Source organism: Acetobacter oeni, assembly GCF_011516825.1.
GTDB classification, from domain to species: domain Bacteria; phylum Pseudomonadota; class Alphaproteobacteria; order Acetobacterales; family Acetobacteraceae; genus Acetobacter; species Acetobacter oeni.
Genome location: NZ_WOTA01000011.1, coordinates 99,747 through 120,458, shown reverse-complemented (window position 1 = coordinate 120,458; position 20,712 = coordinate 99,747). Strand labels below are relative to the sequence as shown.

Sequence of the window (20,712 nt, the reverse complement as noted above, 5' to 3'; positions counted from 1 at the left end):
TGATACTGCGCTCGGGTGATTTCAGTCCAGGCCATCTTGATCTCATCAGGTTATCGCAAACCCATGAATCATAACCCGCTGAAATCACTCAACTCATTTTCGGTCAGACACACAGGCATACAGATATTGTTTTTATTGATGAGGCACATCTTCTTTTGACACGAAGTGACCCATACAACAGATTCCGACAAGATAATCAGCTGCAAGAAATTATAAAGCTGGCACGAATTGTTATACTTGTTTTTGATCCAAGACAGACCTTGAAATTCAAAGGTTACTGGGATCAGGAGAAGTTGCAAGAAATTCTCGCCCCGGCAACCACTACGGTTGTCAGGTTAACAGATCAGTTTCGCATTCATGCCAATTCTGATGTCATCACATGGATCCGAAATTTTTGTAACGGAAAGCTTACGACGCTCCCTGCCATCCAAAAATTTGATTTCCGTATCTATGATGATGCAGAAAAAATGTACCATGAGATTTTAAGGAAAAACACTCAACATGGTCTGTGCAGAATTTTGTCCACATATGATTATCCTTATACACTGAATGGAGAGGATCACTTTGTTAAAGCCGGGCAGTTTCGCCTGCGATGGGATCGTAATCAGCCAGGCCATCCGCTCCCCTGGGCCGAGCGGGAAGATTCTGTCAATGAAGTCGGGTCCGTTTACACTGTCCAGGGTTTCGATCTGAATTATGCCGGCGTCATTCTGGGGCCATCAGTTGGTTATGATGAGAAAAATGACCAGATCATACTGGATCCATCAAAATATGAAGACGGAGCCGCTTTCTCAGGGCGGAATCATATAAAAAATTCTGAAGCAGCAAAAATACATGTGATGTTTAATGCAATATTTGTCCTGCTGACACGCAGCATAGAAGGACTTTTTCTTTATGCGGCCAATCCTTCTCTAAGAGCCAGACTTCATGAATTAAATCATTTACGAAATTAAATAATTTATACAATGACATCAGGAATGAAGTAAATCCCGATAAACTGACCGGGCGAACTGTGCAGAATTTAGCGAATCAGGAAGCAAATCGATAAGTTTAAGCTCATCGGCATACTGAGCAAGCTGATCCCGTAACCAATGGCCGATCAAATGCATCGGCTTCGGTTCATGGGATAACATACTTGTAACAGACTCTTCATCCATCTGCGGAAGATGCGACGCTAACAGCGTTGCAGATTCGTCCCTGTGACTTTCAATCCAGCGCCCGGCATCACGAAAAGCCAGAGCAAGAGCTACTCCACCTTTCGGGTCGTCCATAAGAAAACTATCCGACAACCCGAGAACCCGATTGATCCTCTCCGAATAATGTCCGGTCGTTGAGCCCGCGAGTTCAGTCAGACCACCATTACTGTCCGAGAGTAGCTGCCATGCTAGAAAGTCATGGGCAACAACCCCGTCCAGTTCACCTGCAGTAACCTGGTCTGCGACCTGATCTGATGGTACAGATTTCCAGTTTATATCTTTCGGATTAATACCCTTACGACGCAACAAAACAGAGAAAAAACGCCGATCAGCACCATCCTCGTCCACAACAGCAATGGTTTTCCCCACCAGATTTTCCAGCCTTGGAATGCCTGGGTGAGATTGCACGAGAAGACGATATGTGCCGGCAGATAATCCGGAAATAAGCCTGGCCGCCCGCCCCGCGTAAAGTAACGGAAGCCAGGACAGTGCCGGAGCAGCCGCCCCCACGACAGACTCTGTTCCAAGAGAGAGAATAGCCTGATTGCCCGTGGTGACCGGCTTTGTCGCCACATCAAGACTATAATTCGCGAAGAACCCTCGCTCCCGGGCTACAATCAGCACCAGGTCTGTCTCCGGCGCCGGCCATGCCAGAGTCAAGCTTCGATAATGTCCATCCGGCTCATTACGCTGATGCTTTGGTCTGTAAAGATGCCAGATTTCTCCCGCAGTGACGAAACTAAGGCCAGCACCAGCCACTGCGAGAAAACGCCTGCGCCTTTTATTCACGTTCATGTCAGACTGTGCGCTCATTGATCCCTTCCGCCCCGTCGTCTCTTGCTGCCCGGCGGGCCGTCGGATGTCAAAACCAGAGCCATAAAAAATTTGCGAAAAGGGCTTTACTGTCAGAGACGGCTTTCGTATAGAGACGCCGCTGGTCCCGAATAGCTCAGTTGGTAGAGCAAGCGACTGTTAATCGCTGGGTCGTAGGTTCGAGTCCTACTTCGGGAGCCAGCTTTCCTTGCGGGTAAGGGTAAGCATTAATAAATCGCAAGTAAATGTGAATTTTTTCGCCTTACTTTGCAGGTTTATTATAATTCCCGCAAAAATATTTAAATAAATCAATAATTTAAACAGATTTGCCAAGACATACGCTTATCATGAAACTCCCCCGGCGAAATCGCGTTTAGCGTCAGTTAGCGCAACTTTCCTAGCCGCTGTAGCTAAAGGAGTTTCCAATGACGGATAAAATTCGCGATAATTTTGGCGGAGCGCTTAACACAATCGCCGATAAGCTAACACGGGCACATGGCGATCATTCAGGCCTCTCAAGCGCCGTAATTGAATACCTCGGCAAAGAAGGCAGTCCCGGAATTCCTCTTGTTCGGGCCCGGGCAAAAAACGCTGGTTTGGATGGGCTTCTGGAATTCTGGCGGAAGGGACCAAGTCAGAAATCCTTTGAAGACACATTAATTACGGCGTTGATATCTGAAGAACAGATTCAACAATTTGCATCTGAAACAGGGCTTTCTCGTGCAGCAACGGTGAAAGGTCTTGCTGACATTTTACCTAGTCTTGTATATAAAAACGCCATAAGAGGGGGGAAATAAACTACTGAAACCCTGCTTTTCGCAGCTTAATTTTAATTGATTCAGTATGTAATTATATTTTTTCTAAACATTTTACTTTTAGTTCACCTTAGGTTGATTTGATTAAATTATGCAAGCATCAACCAGGCCGCAGAAATATGTTATCATTGCTTGGCCTTGAATGGCATAATATTCCTAATTATTTTAAGTATATCACTGTGGTTAAATCAATTGTCCTAACTTTGCATCGGTACATTTCGCAGCCTGATAAATTTTCGTGCCCTTGATATCTGCCTGATTCAGAAATTTTTTGGATTTGAATTTCTGATCCAAGATTGGCTTTGGAAGGCGAACTTTGAGCTGATGGCCACTTACAGACGAACAATGGAGCCGCATCGAAAATTTCTTTTCTCGGGCTCCAATCGAAAGCCTAGCGGAGCGGGCCCGTCAACCGGTTGTTTGTGAATGTTCAGTCATGGGGCGTGCTGGCGTGATCTGCCGGAGGTATTCGACAATGATCTGCGATCCACGCCCGTTTTCGGCGGTGTGGTGATGTGCTGGTGTTCAGCCAAGGCTTTTTCACGCTTTGTCCGAGACGCTGAATTCTGAATACGTCCAGACCGACAGCATCTTATCGGTAGTCATTCCTTACATGGGCATCACGACGCATCGAAAGAATATCTTTTATTCGCTCCCGCTGATTATCTCTCAGACCGTAGCATCGCATCCGTTTTCACCCGAAAAACAGAGAGAAAGCTTAACACATCACCCAACAGTACAGGACCAACACACTGCGCCGATATACCAACCAATGGTACAACCCTCACATAGAATCTAAACGTCCTTTATTCACGCTGCCGTCACAAAGAAATAACATCTCTTTCAGGCCCGGCCAGCCATATTTGTTTCCGGAACAGAAAAACCAATAATGCGTGCATAATCTTTCGGTACGATGTGCCAGAAATACGGCAGAACCTCCTCCCATTTGTGCAGCAACATGGCAGCAAAACGAGAGTGCGTTTCCATCGCATGCTGCTCGACCAGCCCTCGCAGTTTTTCCTGCCATTCAGTATCGGTCACACGAACCCAGAGCACGTTATCAGGATTAACTTTTTGTTCGAAGGAACCATCAGCATCATAAACGAAAGCCATTCCTCCTGTGAAACCTGCTCCGAAATTATCGCCTGAATCTCCAAGAATAACGACTGTTCCACCAGTCATATATTCACAGGCATTCGAACCACAGCCTTCGACGACAGCTGTAGCTCCGGAATTTCTGACAGCAAAGCGCTCACCGGCAAGACCGGCAGCGTAGAGTGACCCGGCCGTCGCACCGTAGAGAACTGTATTGCCTATGATTGCATTTTTATTCGAAGCCAATGAACTGGAAGCAGGCTGACGTACAACAATCGTTGCACCGGAAAGGCCTTTTCCGACGTAGTCGTTAGAATCTCCCAAAACTTCAATCTTTAATCCCTGAACAGCAAATGCTCCCAGTGACTGCCCGGCAGAACCACGCAGACGCACGGTAAGATGCCCCGGAGCCAGCGTCTGCATGCCGAACTGACGTACAATCAGCGACGAAATCCTTGTACCGATTGCACGCATCGTATTCTGCACGTTATATTGCAGCTGCATTTTCTCTCCGTGATCGAAGAGCGGACGAGCGTCGGCAATCATCTGCGCATCAAGTGTATCAGGAACCTCATTGCGGCCATCAAGCGTACAATACCGAGCATGAGGTCCCGGATCAGCCTGCACAAGCAATGGATTCAGATCAAGATCGTCAAGATAATCAGCCCCGCGTGAGACCTGATAAAGCAGATCTGTACGACCAATAACTTCATTCAGTGTCCTGAAGCCAAGAGAAGCAAGAATGTTTCTTACATCCTCAGCAATAAACGAGAACAGGTTAATAACTTTTTCGGGGGTTCCCTCAAATTTTGCCCGCATCGCCGGATCCTGCGAACACACTCCAACAGGACATGTATTGGAATGACACTGCCGGACCATAATGCAGCCCATGGCTACCAGACTGGCCGTACCAATCCCGAATTCCTCGGCACCAAGCATAGCCGCAATCACGACATCCCTGCCAGTTTTAATCCCGCCGTCAGTCCGCAATGTAACACGATGGCGCAAGCGATTAAGCATCAGAACCTGATGAGCTTCAGCAAGCCCAAGCTCCCACGGCAGTCCGGCATACTTCACCGAACTCTGAGGGCTGGCACCCGTACCACCGGAGTGACCTGAAATCAGGATTGCATCAGCTTTTGCTTTCGCCACTCCTGCCGCAATCGTACCTATGCCTGAGCGGGCAACGAGTTTGACCGTAACGCGCGCTTCCGGATTGATTTGCTTAAGATCGTAAATAAGCTGTGCCAGATCCTCAATTGAATAAATATCATGATGAGGTGGTGGCGAAATCAATGTCACACCAGGCGTTGCATGACGAAGCTTCGCGATCAGTTCAGAGACTTTGAAACCTGGAAGCTGCCCCCCCTCACCCGGTTTTGCTCCCTGCGCAACCTTGATTTCAATCTCGCGGCAATCGTTCAGATACTGCGCCGTAACACCAAAACGTCCTGATGCAACCTGCTTGATTGCAGATGAAGCATTATCGCCATTTGGCCGCGGCTTTGCCCTTGCCGGATCTTCACCACCCTCACCGGAATCCGACTTGGCACCGATACGATTCATTGCGATTGAAAGCGTTTCGTGCGCTTCCGGACTAAGCGCACCCAGTGAAATCGCCGGCGCGTTCAAACGCTTACGCAGCTGCGTAATGCTTTCGACTTCTTCAACAGAGATCGGTGTCCGGCCACCACGGAAATCAAGCAGATCACGCAGAGCGACCGGTTTCTGACGCTGAACTGCATCCGCATAGCGTTTGTATATTGTAAAACTGTCGCTGGAGACAGCAGTTTGCAGCATATGGATCAATGTTCCGTCAAACGCGTGTATTTCCCCGCTCCGACGCATTTTATAAAGACCACCAACCGGCAGAACTGCTGTGGCAGTTCCCCATGCCTGCTGATGAAAACTGAGAACATTCCGTGCTATGCCGGCCAGCCCGATACCGGAGATACGCGATGGCATCCCCGGAAAAAACTCTTCGACGAGCGCGCGCGACAAACCAAGTGCTTCAAAATTACAACCGCCACGGTAGGATGCTGCAATCGAGATCCCCATCTTGGACATGATCTTGAGCAGGCCTTTATCGACAGCCTTACGATAGCGCTCAACCGCTTGCCGCAGGCTGATATTGCCGAACAGACCGCGACGCAAACGATCAGCGATACTTTCCTGTGCAAGATACGCGTTCACCGTTGTGGCGCCGACACCGATGGTTACAGCGACAGCATGGACATCCAGCACATCGGCCGAGCGAACATTGAGAGATGTGAAAGTGCGCAGTGAGTTCCGGACGAGATGCGTATGCACTGCGGCCGTAGCAAGAATAGTGGGGATCGCCGCATGTTCGGCTGACAGATTTTCGTCAGTCAGAAAGACATGTGCGCACCCTTCACGAACACGCTCTTCTGCCTCTCTTCTGATGCGTGTAATAGCTTCCCGCAGGCCTTTTTCGCCATCAGCCGCCCGGAAAGTCGTATCAATAGTACATGCCCCGCTACCGCAGAAATTCCGCAGAGCTTCAAATTCACCACTCGTCAGAACCGGGCTCGGCAATTGCAGAAGATCACACTGATCCTCACTCTGAGCCAGAATATTACCCAGGTTTCCCAAACGCGTGACAAGACTCATCACCCGGGTTTCACGGAGCGAATCAATCGGCGGATTCGTAACCTGGCTGAAACTCTGACGAAAATAATGAGCCAGACCACGATAGCGTTCAGAGAGAACTGCCAGTGGCGTATCATCTCCCATTGAACCGATCGCTTCAGCCGCGCTCGCTACCATCGGCTGCAGAATCTGCTCAAGTTCCTCCAGAGTTGTTCCAACTGAAAGCTGACGACGACGGAGTTCCTCCGACGAATACATGACAGGCTCAACAACATCGTTACGAACGACAGAGCCTATTTTCTGAATCTTTTTGACCCATTCGCCAAAATTCTGGCGCCCGGACAACAGATCCAGCAGTTCGTCATTACTGTACAATTTTGCTTCATCAAGATCGACCGCAATGGTCTCGCCAGGCCCAAGGCGGCCACGACTGATAACCCCGGCTTCAGGTACTTTGACCATGCCCGTCTCAGAGCCAACGATCAGCAGGTCATCAGAAGTCTGTATATAACGCAACGGCCGCAGTCCTGACCGGTCGAGACCAGCTATCACCCAGCGACCATCTGTCGCGCACAATGCAGCCGGTCCGTCCCACGGTTCCATGACGGCATTGCAGTAGGAATACATATCCCTGTGCTCAGCCTTCATGAATGAGTGCGCACCAACACTTGCCGGAACCATAAGAGCCTTCACGGCCGGCGCATCACGCCCTGCATGGGTCAGCAATTCGAAGACGTTATCGAGCGTTGCCGTATCCGAGCCACCGACCTGCACGACAGGCTTGATGTCGCCCATATACGGGTCCAGTTCCGGATCGGCGAGCCGGGTTTCATGACTGCGCATCCAGTTTATGTTGCCGGAAATCGTATTGATCTCGCCATTATGTGCAACACGCCGGAAAGGTTGAGCCAGCTTCCATGTCGGGAACGTATTGGTCGAGTAGCGCTGGTGATAAATCGCAAAACGACTGACAAATCGTTCGTCCAGCAGATCCGGGTAGAAATTTGTCAGATGTTCCGCCAGAAACATACCTTTGTAGATAACCGAACGACATGAGAGCGAGCAGATATAGAGATCAACCTGATTGGCAATCGCGGCTTTCTCAATCCGTCGCCGGACGATGTAAAGATCACGCTCAAACTCAGCCTCTGACCGGCCGGATTTATTGCGGATCAGAATCTGTTCGATCTCCGGCCGCGTAGCGTTTGCTTTTTCACCTATGCAGGATGTGTCGATCGGAACCTGCCTCCAGCCATAAATTCCATAGCCAAAAGCAAGTATCTCAGTTTCGATAATCTGGCGGCATCGCTCCTGAGCAGCAAGATCCGTCTTTGGAAGAAAAACCTGCCCGATGGCGATAACAGTCCCGGCCGGAAGAGGCTCACTGGCCACGCGGATAGAGTCCGCAAAGAAATCCTGAGGGATTTCAACATGAATACCAGCACCATCACCCGTTTTACCGTCCGCATCAACCGCACCGCGATGCCAGATAGCCTTCAGAGCCTCAATACCTGCCTCAACGACATCCCGACGCTTTTTCCCGTCGAGAGCCGCAACCAGCCCGACACCACAGGAATCATGCTCATCTTCAGGCCGGTAAAGTCCCTGCTCGAGCGTTGCAGCATTACGTTTCCACGTTTCGGTAAAAATGACGCCACTTTCGGACACGGAAGAGAATCCAGATGTAGTTTTCATGGTCATTACTCCGCAGCCAGAGAAGCCGGAGCCGGTTCTCTGATCCACTGATCAATCTGTTCAGCCGCATCACGACCATCACGGATCGCCCAGACAACCAGACTGGCGCCACGTACGATATCTCCTGCGGCAAACACGCCAGGAACAGAAGTTTCAAAGCGCTCTCGATCAATTTTTATCGTCCCCCAGCGGGAGACTTCAAGATCATCGGCACCCCAGAGTTCCGGCAACGGTTCAGGATCAAAGCCGAGCGCTTTAATGACGAGGTCAGCCTTGAGGGTAAACAATCCATCCGATTCCGGCTCAATAGACTGACGCCCGGTCGCATCCGGCAATCCGAGACGCATGCGCTGCGCACGTACGCCCGTTACCACGCTGTCGCCCAGAAAAGCTTCGGGAGCCGCCAGCCACACAAACTCAACACCTTCTTCTTCGGCATTTTTCACTTCGCGTACTGAGCCTGGCATATTCGTACGGTCTCTTCGATAAAGGCACTTTACCGAACGCGCCCCCTGCCGGATCGCGGTACGCACGCAGTCCATGGCCGTGTCGCCTCCGCCAATCACCACAACATCTTTTCCGGCGGCCTCAAGCTCGCCGTCCGGAATCCTGTCCCCGAGAGAACGTCTGTTCGAGGCGGTGAGGTAATCCAGAGCACGAACAATGCCAGGGAGACCCGAACCGGGGCCACCTGTCTCTCTGGCTTTGTAAACACCTGTCGCGATCAGCACCGCGTCATAGTCTCTTCGCAACTGCGCCAGAGAGATCTCACCCTCTCCGATACCAACCGACTGATTGAGATGAAACACGACACCCTGATCTTCAAGAAGCTTTTCCCGGCGGGCAACGATATCTTTTTCAAGCTTGAACCCGGGAATGCCGTAGATCAGCAGACCACCGACTCTGTCATGACGGTCATAAACATGAACTTTGTGCCCGGCGGCACGCAGTCGTTCGGCGGCCGCAAGACCGGCCGGACCCGCCCCGATAACAGCCACCGAGCTTTCCAGTTCATGGACAGGCATCGCCGGCTTAACCCAGCCCTTTTCGAAAGCCGTATCAGTAATGTAGCGCTCAACAGCTCCGATAGTAACACTCTCGAAGCCTTTTTCGATCACGCAGTTTCCTTCACAGAGACGATCCTGCGGGCAAATACGGCCACATATCTCCGGAAACGTATTGGTCGCCTGAGACACCGCGTAGGCCTCCTCCAGCCGCCCTTCCGCCGTCAGCATCAGCCAGTCGGGGATATTGTTTCCCAACGGACAATGAATCGAACAAAAAGGCACCCCGCATTGCGAACAGCGACTGGCCTGCACACTCGCCTGTCCGGTTGCGAAATCCTCATAAATTTCGTCAAAATCAGCGCGACGTTCACCAGCCAGCCGCTTTGGCGGCTGAACCTGGGAAACAGAGACGAACGAGAGCATTTTTGCGGACATGCGCAACAGTTCCTTGTGGGCGCGAAATCCCGGTGAAGAGTGAACGCGACCGACCGGCCACCCTCTGCTTCAGGAGGAAAAAACAACGATAACTCACGGTGCGGCGAAACAAAAGACAGCAAAACTGCCCTATTACCGGAAGTGGACGCTAAAATATCCGCAACACACATCGGAGGAATGCACAAAAAGGTCCGATCTGGTTTTATTTCAAATCAACCATTTGATTTATAATAAAATTTTTCTCCCCTCCACCAGCCGCATAACGTTGCAGATAGGCTGGTGCAATCAGATCCATCGATACCGGGGCCATTCCAATATTCTGGAAACCAGGCATCCCGTCGGAAGTGACATTGTCCACAGCCAGCATCCTGAGCTGATCACGCGTCAGCATCCGCCCCGGGAGCCGCTCAAGAATTGCAGCCTGCAGCGCCGCCAGGGAAGAAGGCACAGCGAAAACCGGCTTACTCCGGGCCGTCATCGAAAGCACACGGCGACAAACATCAGCCATGCTCAATACCTCCGGGCCACCCAGCTCACAAACACTTGTCTCCGAGGGACGCACGTCGGCACTGGTGGCAACAATGCGGCGGATCGCTTCCGCCACATCCGCTACGTAAACTGGCTGAACAAGCGTATGGAAACCGTAAACCGGCATCCCCAGAGGAACATACCGCGCCAGCGCGGCGAAGAGATTAAGAAAATGATCTTCCGGTCCGAACAGCACGGATGCCCTGACAATCGTTGCGGCAGGAAAATTCAGTCTGACCTCCTCCTCACCGGCTCCCCGACTTCTCGCATAGGCCGATCCGGCTGAAGTGGATGCGCCGATAGCCGACATCTGGACCAGTGTTCCAACCCCTTGCGCGGCGGCCAGCCTGGCAACACGGGCAGCACCTTTTACATTCACCGCCTCCAGCTTCGCGACGGTTGGGGCTGAGAGGATGGCAGCAAGATTGATGACAACGTCCGCGCCCGTCACAGCGGCGTTCACGTCATCGTCACTCTGAACGGGTGCATAAAAAGGCGATATCTGGCCAACCGCCCCAAGCTGACGGAGACTGTTCGCAAGATCGGTACGACGACAGGCCACACGCACGGCATATCCATCCTGCGCCAGCTTGCGGACGACGTATTTTCCGAGAAAACCTGAACCACCGAAGACAGTCGCAACACGCTGACCTGTCATCATTTTACTCCCCGAGCGTTCCGGAAATAACCCTGGATCATGATCGAAAGGACCGCGCACGAAAACGTCACCCCCGACTTTCGGCGAACACGATACATCCGGAACCTCTCCTGTCCACAGCCCCGCTGATCATGCGCGCGTGAGCAGCGCCAGACAGCGGCGAGCGAATGCGTCTCCTGCTCTTCCACTGCCTCCGATGTGATCGTGCGCTTAGTGCGCTTCCGCAGCAAACCCGGACGCAGCCAGCCATTGCGCGATAGCCGGCTGAGCCCGAAGCCGAAGATCTATGTTTGTGGCCACCTGTTCCGCACTGCGGTCAGCGGCAATACGTGCGCCGGACGTAGCGGAACTGCCCGCAGCAGCTCTCATTTGCTGTACGATTGCCGGATTGAAGGTTGCCGACGCGATTGCAGGCAGCAGATCTTCGCGACCCTGGGGAGTCAGGAGTCTGCTGATCTGCGCCTGGTTTGCGATAACCTGTTCCCAGACCAGATCAGGGTTCTCACTGTTATGTGCCAGAACACTCAGCGAACGGACAATGCGGCCATTCGGGATCGCGCCACTCCAGGCCAGCCGCACGGCTTTGCGGATAAGCTCAGGCGCCTGCGAGCGCGCAAGAGCGGCAAAGAAACGCCGCTTCCGCTCAGTATCCGGTGTTTTACGAACAACGTCCGCCAGTACAGTCCATGTCGTTTCATCCGCATGAAGGCCCACAGTCTGCATCACGGGCTGCACAAGACCCGGATCAAGCGATGCCGGGTCTTTTCGCCAGGCAGCAAATCGCTTTGCGGCTTCAGCCGCGACGACAGGATCATCCATTACGCCGAGAATCTGAATAATCTGCGGCCGCAGCAGTGTATCCAGGAAACTTTCACCTGGCCGGGGATTCCAGCCCAGACGTGCAAGTTGCGGGGTCAGCAATTCGCGAACAAAAGCCCGGAAAGCCGGGCGCGAGGGTGAACCTTGTTCAAGATCGTCCAGTCGCTCAAGATGAGCGAGCGTGTCCTGCCATACAGCTACGCTGGTTTCGCCATTTCGGGTCAGACCCGACACAAGATCAAGATAATCAGCAAGCTCTCCTTTGCCTGCCTCAAAAAGTGCGAACTGATCACCAAGAAGGTTGACCCGGTCGGTTGCATCAAAGTGGGTGAAGTTATTTTTCAGTGCTCTGAAAGTCGCCGGATCATAGGAAGCACGATAATAACCGCTTTCCCCCAGATTGACTTTGATCGCCGGAGTGCAGCCCGGGAAACGCATCGTCATGTTGTCGGCCAGAACCACTTTCCGGCCCGCAACGCCGGGGCCACCCATCACAACCGGAATACGCCAGTGAAGCGGGGCGGCTTTCGGATCATGAATCGTAAAACGGCTTTCCTGAAGAGCGACAATCGTTTTTCCATCGCGGCAACTCTCCAAAACACTGACAAGAGGAATACCCGGCTGTTCCGTAAAAGTTCTGGCAATCACCCCGACATCCTGATGTGATACACCTGAAAGAGCGTTCCACAGATCAGCACTGGTCGCATTACTGTAAGCATGCGCTTTCATATACACCCGCATACCATCCCTGAAAGTATCCGGACCGAGCCACGTCTCCACCATCCGGATGATCTGCTCACCTTTCTGGTAGCTGATACGATCAAACGCACTGCTTGCCTGACTGACATCCCGAACGGGCTGCTGAATCGGATGCGTCGTCGAGAGCGCATCCTGCGCCATCGCTTCCTCACGCCCCGCGTGCTCGCGCGGCCATATTTCCCAGTCCGGATTGAAATGATCGAGCGCCTTGGTCTCCATCCAGGTCGCAAAGCCTTCATTCAGCCAGATATTGTCCCACCAGGCCATAGTGACCAGGTCACCCGACCACTGATGAGCCATTTCATGCGCGACAACGAGGTAGACGAGCTCTTTCGTGCCGGGAGAGCTGTGCATGGGATCGTAAAGCAGATCTTCATCAATAAAAGTGATGGCACCCCAGTTTTCCATTGCTCCGGCTTCATAGTTTCCGGGAACAGCAATCAGATCAAGTTTTGGAAGAGGATAAGCCGTTCCAAAATAGTCATTGTAATAAGGCAGAATTGCAGAAGCGGCCTGCGTGGCATACTCCGTATTCCGCTCTTCGCCTGCCGGCGCCCATGTATTGACCGGCGTCCCGTCGCCATGCCCATGAGTTGCAGCAAGGTCACCCGCAACAAGTGCGAGCAGGTAGGTGGACATGCGCGGCGTCACCGCAAAGGTAACGCGCTGCATGCCACCCGATGCAGCCACGGTGGATTCGACCGGCATGTTGCTGATCGGGACCCATGCTTTCGGCAGGGCGACGTTAAGCCGGAACGTCGCCTTGAAGACCGGTTCATCCCAGCACGGGAACATACGACGCGCATCGGCGACCTCAAACTGTGTCACGAGCATACGCTTCTTTGCGCCTGTGGAATCATGATAATCATCGTAATAAATGCCGTTCGGAGTCTGCGGAATCGGCCCTGTCCAGGACAGATCAATTTTGTGCTGCCCGGCGACGAGCGGCTGCTCCGGACGCAGCGTGAGCGTCTGCGCTGCCTCGTCCGCACTCACAACCACCGGCTGGCCGTCAATCGTCGCGGACCGCACAGCAAGACCGGCCTGATTCAGCGTAATTGTGTCACTTACGGCAAATACAGATACCGAAATCGCCTCATGACCACTGAGGGTCAGCGCTTTCATATCAGTGGTCAGTGCGATGTCGTAAGCTGACGGCACCACGTTTTTGGGCAACTGACCGGGCGTGGCACTGAACGAGAACGGAGCTTCGGCGCGTGCGTATCGGATTGGCCCGGCAAACAGACTGACAGCACAGAACAGCGTTGAGGCAAGGAGTAGCGAGTGGCGCATGTCGGATCCCGGATGTTTGTTGCGACGAGGGAACCACATGTGGCACCAGCGTGGAAGATGTTACAAATCGCATGAAAGGCCCCTTGACCGTCTCGCTCCGCCCGTTTACACGCCTCCTCCAGCAACCCGGAAACGGGCTGTCATCTTGCCCAGATGGCGGAATTGGTAGACGCGCAGGTTTCAGGTACCTGTGGCCGCAAGGTCGTGGAAGTTCGAGTCTTCTTCTGGGCACCAGAGTTTCTCTAAAAATCTGATGGACGACGCATGGCCGGCAGGCAGATCCCAACCGATGGTGCGATCACGCTGCATCGCAATGATCTGCCAGACGGCCTTGATTTTGGCCCGCGTGTTGCCGTCGATACGGAGACCATGGGTCTGAATCCGTATCGGGATCGGCTCTGTCTCATACAATTATCATCTGGTGACGGTACGGCCCATCTCGTTCAGATCATTCCGGATCAGCCCGGAGGGAAGCCGGCCGACTGTCCGAATCTCAGGCGCATTTTGTCAGATCCTTCCATTCTGAAAATTATGCATTTTGCGCGCTTCGATGTAGCGATCCTGCAACATACGCTCGGCATTACCGTGGGTCCCACTGTCTGCACCAAAATTGCGGCACGGCTGGTGCGAACTTTTACCGATCGGCATGGTCTGGCGGCTCTCTGCCGTGAGATGCTGGGGGCCGAAATGAGCAAACAGCAACAAAGTTCCGACTGGGGAGCGCCTGAGCTTACTCCTGAACAGCTTGCATATGCGGCATCCGATGTTCTGTATCTGCATATGCTCTGGAGCAAACTGGAAGCGCTGCTGGTGCGGGAGAACCGTCGTGAACTGGCGCAGGCCTGCTTCGATTTTCTGCCCGCCCGTGCACGGCTGGACTTACTCGGATATGAAGATCCGGACATCTTCTCCCATCGCGCCTGAATCTGCGGGCTGTTCCGATCAGACGCAATTGACCGAAGCGTCCCGAGGGATGATAGAAACCGGCATGAGCTCTCCCAATCTTTCCGGGCCATCTGCACAGCAGGCAACGCCCTCACGGGCAGGCAATACCGCAGGAAATCCGCCTGTCGACATGCCCCGGGACTTTCCCCGCAATCCGATTACCGCTGCCCGTGCCGTATTAACCGCCGAAGCGGCCGGTCTGATTGCACTCGAAAAGACCATGGCTGACACACACGGGCTGGGCGCAGCTTTTGCCCGGGCGATTGATCTCATCGCGCGGCTTGACGGCCGTGTCGTCGTGACCGGCATCGGGAAATCAGGCCATATCGGGCGAAAAATTCAGGCCACCCTGAGTTCCACGGGTACTCCGGCCATTTTTGTTCATCCTGTTGAAGCATCCCATGGAGACCTTGGGATGCTGTCGGCAGGCGATGCCATTCTCGCTTTATCCAATTCGGGCGAATCTTCCGAACTGGCTGACATCGTCGCACACAGCCGCCGGTACGGACTACCGCTTTTTGCGATTACGGCCTGCAGGACTTCCGCACTGGCTAAAGCCGCCGATGTTGTATTGCTGACACCTTCAATGCCGGAAGCCTGTCCGATGGGGCTGGCCCCCACGACCAGCAGCATTATGCAACTCGCGCTCGGAGATGCGCTCGCTGTCTCGCTGATGGAACAGCGCGGTTTTACCGCCGGCGAATTTGGCGTCTTTCATCCGGGCGGCAGACTTGGCGTAAAACTCCGGACGGTCCGCGATCTGATGCGCACAGGAGAATCAGTTCCGACAGTCCCTCTCTCCGCAACGCTCCGGGACGTGATCGTCGAGATCACCCGCAAGGCGCTGGGGTGTGTGGCTGTACTCGATGCAGATGGCACACTGGCCGGCATTGTTACTGATGGCGACCTGCGCGCGGCGCTTGACCGCGATCTGGCCCGGACATGCGCATATGAGGTGATGAATCGCGAACCGCTGACGATCGGAGCTGATGTTCTGGGAGCCGAAGCGCTACGCGTGATGAATGACAGGCCGAAACCGATCACATCGCTTTTTGTTCTGGATACCGAGAGACACGTGATCGGTGTCGTTCATGTGCATGATCTTCTTCGGGCAGGCGTGGCGTAATATGGCGGATACACCGGACGATCGCACACCCCGACAACCAGACCCCCCTGCGCGTGCTGAACGACAGGACTTCAATCGCTCTGATGAGACGGCGCGCCGTCAGCGGAATGTAATCGAGGCTGCGGCTGTGACCGCGCGCCGGGCACCCGCCGCTGCCGAACTGGCGCGCCGTCGCGCTATGCTACGGTGGGCAAAATGGGTACTGCCAGGACTTGCTCTCCTTTTGCTGGCCTCTATTGCCGTGTGGCCGGAAATCGACCGCATGATGAATGCCAGCCACACGGCTCTGACAGAAGCGACCCGCCTGAAACTTGAAAGCGGCAATCTGGAAGGAGCAATCTATCGCAGTGTCGATTCTCATGACCGTCCGTTTATGATAACGGCCAGAACCGCGCACCAGATTGATCAGGACAGAATCGACCTTATCTCACCGGCAGCAGATACACTGACCCAGAGCGGTCAATGGCTTTACCTGCAATCTGAGAGCGGCGTTTATATGCAGCACGAGCAAATTCTGGATCTCACGAATGAGGTGACGCTTTATCGCGACGATGGGCTCATGATGCGCGGGCCCGTTGCCGACGTGGAGATGCATGAAGGCGTTGTTGCTTCCGATGACTGGGTGCATGTTGAAGGGCCGTTTGGCGTCCTGGACGCGAGAGGTTACTTCCTGGCTGAACACGATGGTATTGCTCAGTTTCGCGGTCCGGGAAGGCTCATCCTGAACGATGATCGCAACGGCTCGCACGATAAGGCCAGTTGAATGTTGCTCTGCTTCCCCTCCCGCATGACAGCCGGGACGCTCATCAATGCCTCGCCAGGGATTTTACTCGGCACGGCGGTGATCATTCTTAACCTGGCCTTTCCCTCGCAGCGCGCATGTGCGCAGGCAATCGATTTGTCTCACGGCGGTCAGATCACAGTGACGGCTGTCGGTGGCTTCGACTGGGATCAGAATGCCCAGAAGGTCACTGCTTATGACCAGGCTCAGGCGGTGCGTGGAGATGTGACTGTTACAGCCGACCGCCTGATTGCTTATTATCGGAAAAAGGCTGTAACGCCGGATGCTGTAAACCCGATGGCTCCGTCGCCGGTCAGTTCTTCCGGTGACGTTCAGGAAAAGCCACCAGGGAACAGCCCTCCTCTCGCCAGCCCGGCAGCACCCGGCGACAAAGGCGGAGCAAATGCGTCCGCTCCCGGGGCTGGCGGCATGGACAGTTCCGGCTCGAACGAAATTTACCGCCTGGAAGCTATGGGACACGTGCATATTTTCACCCAGACCGATCAGGCCTGGGGCGACAAAGCCGTTTATGATATCGACAAAGCCACACTGGTCATGACGGGGCACGCGATGAAACTCACGACGCCTCAGGATGTTCTGACTGCCCGCGATTCGATGGAATATTACTCAGATACGAGAATTTCGATCGGTCGTGGCGATGCCACTGTGACGACAAATGAAGCCAAGCAGATCCGTGCGGACGTTCTGGTTGGCTACAGTGCTCCGCCTGATAACAAACCAGCGGGTGATACTACGCCTGCCCCGGTAAAAAAGCCGGGAAGTGATCCTGTCTCCAATGGTTCAGGTAAACTGGAAAAAGTAAACGCATTCGGCCATGTCTGGGTTCGCACTCCGACAGAAGTTGTAACCGGTGATCGTGGCGTTTATGTCCCGGATACCGGAATTGCGAGGATTGTTGGCACTGTCCATATTACTCGCGGCCAGAACCAGCTTCAGGGATCAGCGGCCATTATTAATATGCACACAGGCATTGCGACAATGACCGAACGCCCGGGCGCGCGCGTGAGCGGACTTGTCGTTCCAAACAATGATGGCAGCAGCGGTGGTGGCCACTGATGACGGATATTCAGGAAATTATCGAAGAGGACGTCATAATCGAACCCTCTTCCTTCGGGGACGGAAACCAGATTGACCGGGACCGGAGACACGGTCTCTTCGCTGACGGGATCGGAAAGTCCTACAAAAAGCGTGAGGTCGTGAAAAATGTCTCGATCGAGGTACATCGCGGCGAGGCAGTCGGCCTGCTGGGTCCGAATGGCGCGGGAAAGACGACCAGCTTTTACATGATCGTCGGGCTTGTTCAGCCTGATACAGGCACAATTACCCTAGACGGAGCGGATATCACCCGCCTGCCAATGTATCGCCGTGCCCGACTGGGAATCGGCTACCTGCCTCAGGAAGCCAGCATCTTCAGGGGGCTGAATGTCGAACAGAACATTATGGCGGCACTGGAGGTAGTCGAACCGGACCCTGATAAACGGGATGCGATGCTGGACGGGCTGCTCGGTGAATTCGGCATCTCCAAACTGCGCAGGTCGCCGTCTCTTGCTCTTTCCGGTGGAGAGCGCCGACGTCTCGAAATCGCGCGCGCACTGGCCAGTCAGCCCCATTACATTCTGCTCGACGAACCGCTGGCGGGTATTGATCCGATCGCCGTGGGAGAAATCCGCGATCTCGTTTCGCACCTGAAGGATCGCGGAATCGGCGTGCTGATTACCGATCACAATGTCCGCGAGACGCTGGGGGTCATCGACCGGGCCTATATCATGCATGGCGGGCAGGTTCTGATGCAGGGACTGCCGGAAGAAATCGTAGAAAACGAAGACGTGCGTCGCGTGTACCTCGGAGAAACTTTTAAAATCTAATCTTCGCCGTATGGCGACAATACCAAGCTTCCAGCTCAGACAAACGCATAATCTCGTTATGACGCCTCATCTGCGCCTTGCGATTCGCATCATGCAGTTAAGCAGCCCGGAGATAAAAACGCTCATTGAAGAAGAGCTGCAACGTAATCCTTTGCTGATCTGCAACGAACGGGATACCTCTCACTCAGATGAGCCTGCACCAGATCAGATTATAAAGCAGCCGTCCCTTCCCCTGCCCTCGTCGGATTCTCTCAAAAGCGAAACTCTTCCCGATTCCGCTGATGCTCCGCTTGATACGGATTACGATACAGAAGCCAGCAGCGGCGGATTTGACGACGGTTACAGCACTGACGGCGCACCCGTCGATTATCGACAGCACGGTCTCACTCAGTGGGAAGAGGCAGACAGGAAGGCGGCCTGTCCCGTCTCGCTGGCAGAGAAGCTCGACGAGCAGTTACGGATGACGCTACAACTGACCCCGCAACAACGTTTTATCGGGGCTGGTCTGATTGCGCGGCTTGACGCAACTGGCCGTCTGGACACTTCATCCGGAGACATAGCCTCCGACCTCAATGTTCCCGAAGAAGCCGTTGAAACACTCCGGATTTTGATGATGACGGAGTTTGAGCCATCCGGCCTCTTCGCATACAATCTGCAGGAATGCCTCGCCGCGCAGCTTGTCGCGCAAAACCGTTTTGATCCGGCGATGGCAGCCCTCCTGAAACACGCTGAACTCATCCCGGGAAAACATTACGCAAAACTACGAGCGCTCTGTGGTGTCAATGATCACGATTTAGCAGACATGCTTGCTGAATTGAAAAGACTTGACCCAAAACCGGGGTTTCAGCCTGATCCGGTAACCGTAGCCACAATTATCCCGGATGTTTATCTCCACCGCATACCAGATGGAGGAGGATGGTCGGTTCAGCTTAACGATGAAGCTGTTCCGCACCTGTATCTGGACAAAAAGCTGCAGGCGCGCGTTACTTCAACCGGGCAGAAGGACGATCAGGCATTCATCAGGATACAACTTGCCAATGCTAACGGCCTGATACGGGCCCTTGAGCAGCGCAGTCGGACAATGCTGCAGGTATCATCTGAAATTATAAGACATCAGTACGATTTTCTGGATCAGGGCGCGCCCGGCCTTCATCCACTCACACTACGAGACATTGCCGCCACGACTGGCCTTCACGAAAGTACAGTCAGCCGGGTGACATCCGGAAAATATATTTCCACGCCGCAGGGTGTATTCGAACTGAAATACTTTTTCACAACAGCCATCAGGAATATGCACGGCGGTAAAGATCTTAGTTCTGAAGCTATTCGTTTTAAAATACGCAAAATGGTTAATACAGAAACGCGAGACACAATCCTTTCAGATGACGATATCATGCGAAGACTCCGCAAAGAAGGAATAGACATCGCGCGCAGAACAGTGGCCAAATACCGTGACACACTGCACATCGCGAGTTCCGTGCAGCGCAAACGAGAAAGAGCCGCCCCTGTCTGATGGCGTGCTGTGCTGTCAGAAATCAGAGGCGACCGGTTTCTTCGGCAAAAGGGAGCCTGTCAGAATGCACGTTCACGTTTCTGGTAAACAGATCGATCTGTCTGAAGCGCTTAAACACAGGGTAACCATGCATCTGGGCACCATCGCCGACCGCTATTTCGATCAGGCGATGGAAGCTAATGTCACGTTCAGCCGGGCAAGATCATTTTTCACCTGTGATATTAATGTTCATGCAGGTCGAGGTCTCATTCTGAGGGGCGAGGGAGAAGCGGCAGATGCACCAACCGCTTTCGATGATGCCGCAGAGCATATTGCCCGCAGATTACGCCGTTATCGCCGCCGGGTCCGGACACACTCCCGAGCAACAGCGCGGCACCCTGGCCCGGAAATCGGTCGTACCTATGTCCTTCAGCCAAATGACCAACATCCTCCGACTTCACTTTCGAATGAAAGCGCGGAAGGCCCATACGCAACAATCATCGCCGAGCAAACAACCGAAATCGCACTCCTGAGTGTCAGCGAAGCGGTCATGCGTCTTGATCTCGCTGATCGCAGCCTTCTTATGTTCCGCAACAGCGTCAATCGCCAGATCAATATCGTTTATCGACGTGATGACGGAAATATTGGCTGGGTTGACCCAGGAGTCGCGTGACCACTAAACCAGCTAATCCTGTCCGTCTTTACTGTTTTGTCGAAACAAGACGCATTACTCCTTAATAAACGGTGCGTCTTGTCCGA

14 protein-coding genes and 2 tRNA genes are annotated in these 20,712 nt (G+C 53.5%); 11 read left to right on the top strand and 5 right to left on the bottom strand.

Annotation, left to right across the window (positions count from 1 at the left end; genetic code table 11):
* The first annotated feature begins 83 nt into the window (after positions 1 to 83).
* Entirely contained in the window at positions 84 to 953 is an 870-nt protein-coding gene (locus GOB90_RS09325) for a DUF2075 domain-containing protein (protein WP_173572020.1), read from the top strand.
* Between the two features lie 18 nt (positions 954 to 971).
* Here the strand turns inward: GOB90_RS09325 and GOB90_RS09320 are convergent, their stop codons facing one another.
* Positions 972 to 2,009, bottom strand: coding sequence for an ABC transporter substrate-binding protein (locus GOB90_RS09320; RefSeq protein ID WP_146886469.1), 1,038 nt, complete (start codon positions 2,007 to 2,009; stop codon positions 972 to 974).
* A 125-nt stretch (positions 2,010 to 2,134) separates the two neighbouring features.
* On the opposite strand from GOB90_RS09320, the gene GOB90_RS09315 reads away from it, so the two are divergent.
* Positions 2,135 to 2,210, top strand: a tRNA-Asn gene (locus GOB90_RS09315).
* Positions 2,211 to 2,434: 224 nt separating this feature from the next.
* Positions 2,435 to 2,806: a YidB family protein gene (locus GOB90_RS09310; protein WP_146886467.1), complete on the top strand. Its 372-nt coding sequence runs from the start codon at positions 2,435 to 2,437 to the stop codon at positions 2,804 to 2,806.
* Between the two features lie 861 nt (positions 2,807 to 3,667).
* On the opposite strand, the gene gltB is transcribed toward GOB90_RS09310, so the two are convergent.
* The 4 genes from gltB to GOB90_RS09290 all read right to left on the bottom strand — a co-directional run bounded on the left by gltB (position 3,668) and on the right by GOB90_RS09290 (position 13,723).
* Positions 3,668 to 8,224 carry a glutamate synthase large subunit gene (gene gltB / locus GOB90_RS09305; RefSeq protein WP_373322152.1) on the bottom strand — a complete coding sequence of 1,519 codons (4,557 nt, stop codon included), beginning with the start codon at positions 8,222 to 8,224 and terminating at the stop codon, positions 3,668 to 3,670.
* Positions 8,225 to 8,229: 5 nt separating this feature from the next.
* Positions 8,230 to 9,666, bottom strand: coding sequence for an NAD(P)-dependent oxidoreductase (locus GOB90_RS09300; protein ID WP_146886463.1), 1,437 nt, complete (start codon positions 9,664 to 9,666; stop codon positions 8,230 to 8,232).
* 202 nt (positions 9,667 to 9,868) lie between these two features.
* A complete protein-coding gene (locus GOB90_RS09295; RefSeq protein ID WP_146886507.1) occupies positions 9,869 to 10,852 on the bottom strand; it encodes a complex I NDUFA9 subunit family protein in 984 nt (327 codons plus the stop codon).
* A 210-nt stretch (positions 10,853 to 11,062) separates the two neighbouring features.
* The gene (locus GOB90_RS09290; RefSeq protein ID WP_146886461.1) at positions 11,063 to 13,723 is read right to left on the bottom strand and encodes a M1 family metallopeptidase; all 2,661 of its coding nucleotides are present in this window, start codon (positions 13,721 to 13,723) and stop codon (positions 11,063 to 11,065) included.
* A 147-nt stretch (positions 13,724 to 13,870) separates the two neighbouring features.
* On the opposite strand from GOB90_RS09290, the gene GOB90_RS09285 reads away from it, so the two are divergent.
* The 8 genes from GOB90_RS09285 (at position 13,871) to hpf (ending at position 20,626) form a co-directional block, all read left to right on the top strand.
* A tRNA-Leu gene (locus tag GOB90_RS09285) sits at positions 13,871 to 13,957 on the top strand.
* Positions 13,958 to 13,987: 30 nt separating this feature from the next.
* On the top strand, positions 13,988 to 14,647 hold the full coding sequence (locus GOB90_RS09280) for a ribonuclease D (protein ID WP_146886459.1): 660 nt from the start codon (positions 13,988 to 13,990) through the stop codon (positions 14,645 to 14,647).
* Positions 14,648 to 14,798: 151 nt separating this feature from the next.
* Positions 14,799 to 15,794: a KpsF/GutQ family sugar-phosphate isomerase gene (locus tag GOB90_RS09275; protein ID WP_146886505.1), complete on the top strand. Its 996-nt coding sequence runs from the start codon at positions 14,799 to 14,801 to the stop codon at positions 15,792 to 15,794.
* A gap of 1 nt (position 15,795) precedes the next feature.
* Positions 15,796 to 16,557: an LPS export ABC transporter periplasmic protein LptC gene (lptC, locus tag GOB90_RS09270; RefSeq protein WP_146886457.1), complete on the top strand. Its 762-nt coding sequence runs from the start codon at positions 15,796 to 15,798 to the stop codon at positions 16,555 to 16,557.
* A 24-nt stretch (positions 16,558 to 16,581) separates the two neighbouring features.
* Positions 16,582 to 17,652, top strand: coding sequence for an LptA/OstA family protein (locus tag GOB90_RS09265; RefSeq protein WP_146886503.1), 1,071 nt, complete (start codon positions 16,582 to 16,584; stop codon positions 17,650 to 17,652).
* Complete coding sequence (gene lptB, locus GOB90_RS09260; RefSeq protein ID WP_194300889.1) at positions 17,652 to 18,461, top strand: LPS export ABC transporter ATP-binding protein; 810 nt, start codon at positions 17,652 to 17,654, stop codon at positions 18,459 to 18,461. Before GOB90_RS09265 ends, lptB begins: the two co-directional genes overlap by 1 nt.
* A gap of 10 nt (positions 18,462 to 18,471) precedes the next feature.
* Positions 18,472 to 19,974, top strand: a complete 1,503-nt coding sequence (rpoN, locus tag GOB90_RS09255) for an RNA polymerase factor sigma-54 (RefSeq protein WP_146886455.1) — start codon at positions 18,472 to 18,474, stop codon at positions 19,972 to 19,974.
* Positions 19,975 to 20,038: 64 nt separating this feature from the next.
* Positions 20,039 to 20,626, top strand: coding sequence for a ribosome hibernation-promoting factor, HPF/YfiA family (hpf, locus tag GOB90_RS09250; protein WP_146886452.1), 588 nt, complete (start codon positions 20,039 to 20,041; stop codon positions 20,624 to 20,626).
* Positions 20,627 to 20,712: the final 86 nt, after the last annotated feature.